We start from the raw sequence: 7,081 nt of genomic DNA, 5'->3' as shown, positions 1-7,081 counted from the left end.
TGACCATGGCCGAGCCGACCGCCACCCGCAGGTCCGGACCGGGCGGGTTCGGTTCGGGTGGGTTCGGCTCGGGGATGCGTCCCGTCTCGTCGACCGTCACGGGCACCAAACTACGACCTGCGTGGATACCGCCGGATGAGGTTGGACAGGTGCCGTCCGTGGGCGTTGCCCGCCGTGCGACCGGCGGTGGGCGCTAAAGTCCCCCGCGTGCTGATCGGTGAGGTCGAGTCGCGGTGATGGGTCGGACGCACGCGTTGAGCGGGGCGGTGCTGTGGCTGGCGGCCACACCCCTGCTGGCGCGGGAGCAGTGGTGGGGGTCGCACGCGTTGTCGCTGTCGACCGGGCAGGTGATCGCCGGGGCGGTGGTGGCCGCGGGCGCGGGCCTGCTGCCGGACATGGACCATCCGTCGGGACGGATCGCGGGGACACTCGGGCCGATCTCACGCCAGTTCTGCCGGTGGGTGAGCCGGCTCAGCGGGGGGCATCGCCATGCCACCCACTCGTTGCTGTTCGCCTTCGCCATGGGCTACGCGATGTCGATGTTGGCCATCCATTTTCGCTATGGCTGGTGGGCGGCGCTGTTCATCCTGGTCGGCTTCGGGCTGCGTGGCCTTGGTCTGGACTTCGAGGGCCACGAGTTCTGGTCCGGACTCAAGGACTGCGTGACGGCCGCCGGCGCGGTCTGGGCCATGCACGACCTGGACATGGGCTTCGCCGGTTACCCCGTGGCCATCGGCTGCCTCGCCCATCTGCTCGGCGACTGCCTCACCCCACGCGGCTGTCTGCTGCTGTGGCCGGTGCCCTGGCGGATGGAGACGGTGCTGGTGCCCCGCACCGACGGCCGGGTGGAACGGCTGGTCGTCGTGCCGCTGCTGGCCTGCGCCGGGGTCGTCCTGACCGTCCAGGTCCTCAGCGGCGGCGCGCTCTACCACTGGGTGCGCTGACCAGCGGGAAGCGAGCCGATCCGCGGGTGATGCCGGTTCCGCGGGTGATGCCGGTTCCGCGGATGGTGTCGGGTCAGGCGGTGGCGTAGCGGTTCGCGGGGCGGGCCAGGCCGAGGTGGCCGCGCAGCGTGGTGGCGGTGTAGTCGGTGCGGAACCGGCCGCGCGCGGCGAGTTCGGGGGCGAGCTCGCGGGTGATGGCCCGCAGGTCGTCGGGCAGGACGGCGGGACGCAGCCGGTAACCGGTGATCCCCGCGTCCTGCCAGTCCAGCAGCAGGTCGGCGAGGTCCGCGGGCGTCCCGGTGAAGATCCGAGCGTCGGAGCGGTACGGCTTGTCCAGCCGCTCGTCCAGACGAGCCCGCCGGGCGGCGGCGGCCTCGGTGGTGCCGGCCAGCAGGACGTCCAGATCGGCGAAGACCTGCACGGTCTCGCCGCCCCGACCGGCCCGGTCCTGCTCGTCCCGGACCTCGGCGACGATCGACCGCGCGTGGTCGGCGTCCAACGGGGTGACGTGGACGATGTCGGCGGCGCGGGCGGCGAACCGGTAGGGGACCGCTGGCGTGCGCCAGCGCGGTGACTACCGGCTGGCCCTGCGGCGGGCGCGGGGTGATCGACGGGCCGCGCACGCTGAACCAGCGGCCGGCGAACTCGATGTGGTGCAGCTTGTCGCGGTCGACGAACCGCCCGGTGGCGACGTCGCGGATCTCCGCGTCGTCCTGCCAGCTGTCCCACAACCGGCGCACGACCTCGACGTGGTCGGCGGCCTCGTCGAACCAGTCGACGAGGAGCGCCTCGTGCTCAGGGCTGCTGCGGTTGCCCAGGGTGAGCGTCACCGGCGCCCGCCGGCCGAGGTGGGGGATCTCCCCGGGCCGGCCGAGCTGAACCCGCCAGCCCGCGCGCCCGGCGCTGACATAGTCCAGGGTCGCGATGGCCTTGGAGATGTGGAACGGTTCGGTGGCCAGCGCCGACGTGCTCGGTACCAGCCCGATCCGTGAGGTCGTCGGCGCCACCCGGGAGGCGATCAGGACCGCGTCCAGACGGCCCTGGACTCGGTCGGTGCGTCCGTCCGGGCCGGAGAAACGGGCCGACTGCAGCGCGAGGGCGTCCTCGATCGTGACGAAGTCCAGCCGGCCGCGTTCGGCCTCGGCGACCAGCTCCGTCCAGTAACCGGTGGTGAACAGGTCCGCGGGCCGGGCGTTCGGCTCGCGCCAGGCCGCCGGATGCCATCCCGCGCCGTCCAGCGCGGCGGCGAGATGCAGCGGAGCCGATCCGGTCATGAGGTCCTCTTTCGATCTGGCGTCGGTACGCCGGCTCGGTCAGGGTGGCGGAGGGGTCAGGGTGGCGGAGGGGTCAGCCGACGTGGCCGCGGCGGCGCCACTCCCTGGCGAGCAGCTCGTACGAGCGGACCCGGTCGGCATGCTGGTGGGTGATCGTCGTGATGGCCAGCTCCTGGGCGCCGGTGGCCTCCAGCAACTGCTCGAGGCGGTCGGCGACGGTGCTCGGCGAACCGACCAGCTGCGTCTCGGTGCGGTCCACGACCAGATCCCGGTCCTCGTCGGTCCACACATGCGCGGCGACCTGCTCCGGGGTCGGGAACCGGATGGCGCCCGCGCCCGTGCGGATGCTGCGGACCCACAGGCCGTAGCCGGCGGCGAGGTGGGCGGCCCGGGCGTCGTCCTCGGCGACGACGACGTCCGCGGAGACCGACAGGTGCGGCTCGGCCAGCTCGGCGGAGGGCCGAAAGGCCTTGCGGTAGGCGTCGACCGCGTCCAGCACGGTGCTCGGGCTGTGATGGTAGGACGCGGCGAACCGCAGACCGCGTGCCCCGGCGACCTCGGCGCTCGACCCCCCCGAGGCACCCAGGATCCAGACCTCCACGTCCGCGCCCTCGCCGGGGCTCGCGTGCGCCTCCTGGCCGTCCGGCGAACGGTACGTCCCGGCCAGCAGCGCCAGGATCTCGTCGACCTGTTCGGCGTAGTCCTGGCTGTAGGCGCCGGGTTGTTGGAGCAGGCCCGTGATCAGGCTGACCTTGGCGGGGGACAGCAGCTTCGAGATGTCGACCTGCCTGGGCAGCAGCAGGCCGTTCGCGGCCCGCGCCTCGACGCTGTGATCGCCACCGCCGCGGGAGGCCCGGTAGGCCTCCAGCACACTGACGGCCGCCGCGTCACGCTGCTGGGACGTGGCGCCGTTCACCGACCCCGACCCCGCCGGACCCGGGCCGTCCGGTGAGGTCGCGGAACCGCTGGCGTCCGGCGAGTCAGGACTGGCCGCGGGGCCCTCGCCGGCCGCGGGTGTCGCCCCGCCCGGGGACGCCTTGGGTGGACGTCGGCCGAAGGACCGTCCGATACCGAGGTCGAGGCGACCCGGGTGCAGCGCCGAGATCAGGCCGAACTCCTCGACCACCGACAGCGGGGTGCGGTGGCCGGCCTGCACGCCGGCCGACCCCAGCCGGATGCTCGAGGTCGCGCCGGCGACCAGGGCGATGGACACCGCCGGGGACGAGCCGAGCACACCCGGATTGAGATGGTGCTCGGCGAACCAGTAGCGGTGATATCCGAGTCGCTCCGCGACCTGCACCAGGTCGACGGTGTTGCGCAACGCCGCGCCGCTGGTCGAACCATCACTGAGCGGAACGAGGTCGAGGACTGCCAGCGGAATCGCACTCATGGCTGGACCCTTCTTCGGCGGGCGGGAAACTCATGGCCTCGGGACGTGTCGCCGAGGGAACAAGACCGGCGCCGAAGGTGCGACCGCGTGGCGGGCTTCGCACGAGGCCGAGGGGCACGACCCCAGGAACACGGCAGATGACCGAGACGGCGCAGGTCAGACGAACTGGTGGTGGCGGTGGGAGACGCGGCGACGCCAGGCGGCGCCCTGGCTGAGGCGGGGACACAGCGCGCTGGACGAGCGAAGCAGGTCGATCTGCAGCCGCCGGGTCAGATGCCGGTGGGCCTGGCGGAGATGCCGGTGGCCGGCGGGCGCGGAGAGCCGGCCGGTGGGGGAGGAAACCGTTGACATGGTCATCCCTTCCCACGGCCAAGGCCCGACGGCCGGCCTGACATCGCCCTACCGTTGCTGGGCAGCATCACCACCTGCGCCGGCCCGACCGGTGGACGGCCCATCCGCGTGGCGAACCTGATCCCGCCACGAACGTAACCCGCTGCCGGCACCTTGTCTACGGACTTGGTGGGGTTCGGGACGCGACTGACGCCGCGGCCGGCGGTTCAGGCTGGCGGGAACTGCCCGCCGGACGGGGGCTGGTACTGCGGGTCGACCGGGGGATTGCCCGGCCCTGGCTGCCCCTGCCAGTACTGCTGGGGGTGGGACGGGTTCTGCTGCTCCCACGGCGCACTGTTCTGCTGCTGGTACGGGGCCCTGCGGATGCCACTGCTGGGGCCCGCCCGGGCCGATCGGTGGCGGCGGCGCCGCTGCGCCGGGATGGACCTGCACGTTCTGGGACCCGTGGTTCGTGCTGACCGCGAGCGCGAGGGCGACCACCCAGCCGACGAGTGTCCACCCGAGAAAGATGTTGATCACGAGGACCGAGGCCGACTGGCGTCCCCGGACCAGGGCGACAATGCTCGGAAGCACATAGAGCACCACTGCTATGAGAATGAAGAATATCCCGGCTGTCTTCACGGAAATCCCCCGATCTTCGTGCGTAAGGAACGGTGCTCTTCGCGACCCAGGCAGTCGATCGTACGGTCGGCAGAGTAGCACAATCATCGCTTTCGGTGCCTACTCTATTTCTCTCGTTACCATTCGTGACCATCGTCGTTATCTGTGCTGTCGGTCGGCGATACTCGAAGCTGCTGGTCAGCGGCGTGTCCAGGGGGCGGTTACGCCTGTGTGGACGCACCGCATCCCGTCGAGTCGTCACACAGTGGTCGCGGATCTGGCGATGGAGCGGTGTCGTGGCTACCGCGGTCGAGGTGAGTCGGCCCTGCCGCAGGGCCCTGTCCGACCAGCGTGATCATCTCAGGGGGCGGTGGTCTGTCTGCTGAGCGATGACGGGGTTGGGTCTGGTGGGCTCGATCTGACTCGCCGCCGGCTGCCGGCCCAATCGTGCGAGAATGCGGCTCATGTCCGAGACTGCGCCGCACGCGGAGGGCGCAACCGACCCGCTGTACGACTTCTTCGTCTCCTACGACGAGGCAGACCGTGGCTGGGCCGAATGGATCGCCTGGACGCTGGAGCAAGACGGCTACCGGATTCTTCTGGAGCACTGGGATCTTGTCGCCGGCGGAAACCGGCATGTGTTCCTTCAGGAGGGCATGGCCCGGTCCAAGCGGACCCTGGCCATCGTCTCCCAGCGCTATCTGGGCTCGGCCTACGGCGGCGTCCAGTGGCGGGCCGCATGGGGAACGGATCTGCTGGGCACCGATCGGAAACTCATCCCGATCCGGATTGATGACTGCGACCTACGCGAACCGCTGCGGTCCGTTGTCGCCATCGACCTGGCCGAGCTGGACAAGGACGAGGCCGGTGCGCAGCTGCTTACCGGCATCTCGGTCGCGCTGGCAGGCCGGAATCCACCGCTGGGTGAACCCACCTTCCCGCCGGGCACCGTTGACACGGATACCTTCGCGGCCGTCTCCACGGGTCGGCGGTGGAGCGGGGTGGTCGTCCGGACGTGGACACGTCTGTGGCGGCGGGGTGGCTGGCTCGTCGGGACGCTCGGGGTGGCTCTGGAGGCCACGGGTGTCGGTGCGCAGGCCGCGGGCCGCGCTGGTGTCGTCGGCGTCGTGGCCGGTGTGCTCGCGGTGGGAGTTGCCAGTGCCCTGGTCGTCCGCTGTGCGCTGGCGCCTCGCTGGGCGCCGAGTGCGGTCGAGATGCTGCTGGCGTGTTCGCTGGGTCTGCTCGGCGCGGCGGTCGGGGCCGAGTCGCTGGCCATCGCCGGTACCGCGCGCGCGGCGCACTCGCCGCTCGCGGTGGTCGTCGAGGTACTGGTCGCCACGACGTTGGTGTACGCGGTCGCGCGACCCGCGCGGACCCCGTCGGCGACCGCGCAGCCCAGCCCCGTCCCGGCCGTCGCACAGCACACGGAAGCGGGCGGATAGGGTCGCTATCGCCATCCGGGGGGGATGGCGCAGCGGAGCGGGGCGAAGCTCGATGTCGAATATCGGAATGCCGGGGCGGGGCAGCCTTCGCTACTACCAGGCGATCGGCGTCGCGCTCGTCGTCGTGGCGGCACTGGCCGTGGTTCTGGGGGCGAAGGTACGGTCGCCGGATTCGGCACGCAGACTCGGCGGATGCGCGGTCATAGACATCTTCGCGGGCCAGGGTGGATCGTCGCTCGGCGCCAGCTCCACGCCCTACGACCAGTACGCCGCCGTTATCCAGAAGAACATCAGGCGGCAGTATCCCGGGTCGGCCGTCGACGTGGTCGCGACTCCGGGAAGCTCCTTCAACGTCTCTGCGTTGGCCGACTCGACCGCCAGCACCTGTTGGCTGGGCTTCGGCGGCATGGGTACTGCGGTGGACGCGTCCAAGGCCGTCTTTCAGTTCGAGGGACAGCGGGTCACCACAGTGCGGACCGTCGGCCCGCTCTGGCTCGACTTCATCCAGGTGGTCGTTCGGGTGCCGGACGCCGCGCACCCGAACGACCGGCCGATGACCGCCCTGGCGGACCTCTGCCAGCCGAACCGGGTGCTGATGACCGGGCCCAAGTCGTCGGGGACGAGTCGCACCAGCGAGATCCTCCTGCACCAACTCCAGTCCCGGGATCCGAGCTGCCATCCGGAAATAAAGAACAGCACCCTGGCCGACGCCGTCGACGCGGTCCGCAGCGAACGAGCCGACGCCCTGTTGTGGTCCGGAGGAGCGCCGACCCCGACCATCGACGCCGCCCTGCGGGACCCGGTCGGCCGCACACTCACCCTGCTGGCGTTGGACGAGGGATACCTCAAGGGCATGCAGATCGAGTGGGACAACAAGTATCCGGCGCTGCACGGCGGCGACTATCGACAGTGGACACTGCAACGAAACGACTACGCGGGGCTGAACCCGACGTACACGATCGCGTCGTCGAACGTCGTGCTGGTGAACGAGAAGGCCAACGACGATCTGGTCACCTACGTCACCGACCTGTTGGTGAACCACCGGCAGGAGTTCGAGGCGGCGCTGTGGGGTTCCGAGCA

Annotated in this window: 6 protein-coding genes and 1 pseudogene; 3 read left to right on the top strand and 4 right to left on the bottom strand. The window is 70.9% G+C overall.

Annotated features, from left to right (window positions below; all coding sequences use genetic code 11):
• Window positions 1-236: 236 nt before the first annotated feature.
• On the top strand, window positions 237-944 hold the full coding sequence (locus G6R24_RS16435) for a metal-dependent hydrolase (protein WP_163550118.1): 708 nt from the start codon (window positions 237-239) through the stop codon (window positions 942-944).
• 73 nt (window positions 945-1,017) lie between these two features.
• On the opposite strand, the pseudogene G6R24_RS16430 reads toward G6R24_RS16435, so the two are convergent.
• The 4 genes and pseudogenes from G6R24_RS16430 to G6R24_RS24210 form a co-directional block, all read right to left on the bottom strand.
• Window positions 1,018-2,218: pseudogene (locus G6R24_RS16430) on the bottom strand (LLM class flavin-dependent oxidoreductase).
• Window positions 2,219-2,291: 73 nt separating this feature from the next.
• Entirely contained in the window at window positions 2,292-3,608 is a 1,317-nt protein-coding gene (locus G6R24_RS16425) for an LLM class flavin-dependent oxidoreductase (protein WP_163550117.1), read from the bottom strand.
• A 156-nt stretch (window positions 3,609-3,764) separates the two neighbouring features.
• Window positions 3,765-3,965, bottom strand: coding sequence for a hypothetical protein (locus G6R24_RS16420; RefSeq protein WP_163550116.1), 201 nt, complete (start codon window positions 3,963-3,965; stop codon window positions 3,765-3,767).
• Window positions 3,966-4,007: 42 nt separating this feature from the next.
• Window positions 4,008-4,667, bottom strand: coding sequence for a superinfection immunity protein (locus G6R24_RS24210; RefSeq protein ID WP_163550115.1), 660 nt, complete (start codon window positions 4,665-4,667; stop codon window positions 4,008-4,010).
• Between the two features lie 356 nt (window positions 4,668-5,023).
• Between G6R24_RS24210 and G6R24_RS16410 the strand changes: the two genes are divergently transcribed.
• The gene (locus G6R24_RS16410) at window positions 5,024-6,001 is read left to right on the top strand and encodes a toll/interleukin-1 receptor domain-containing protein (RefSeq protein WP_163550114.1); all 978 of its coding nucleotides are present in this window, start codon (window positions 5,024-5,026) and stop codon (window positions 5,999-6,001) included.
• Between the two features lie 52 nt (window positions 6,002-6,053).
• On the top strand, window positions 6,054-7,081 hold a 1,028-nt coding region (locus G6R24_RS16405; protein ID WP_163550113.1), incomplete at its 3' end, for a TAXI family TRAP transporter solute-binding subunit.

Source organism: Candidatus Frankia nodulisporulans, from assembly GCF_902806475.1.
Taxonomy (GTDB): domain Bacteria; phylum Actinomycetota; class Actinomycetes; order Frankiales; family Frankiaceae; genus Frankia; species Frankia umida.
The sequence above is the reverse complement of the archived record's forward strand: the minus strand, read 5'-3'. Positions and strand labels throughout refer to the sequence as shown.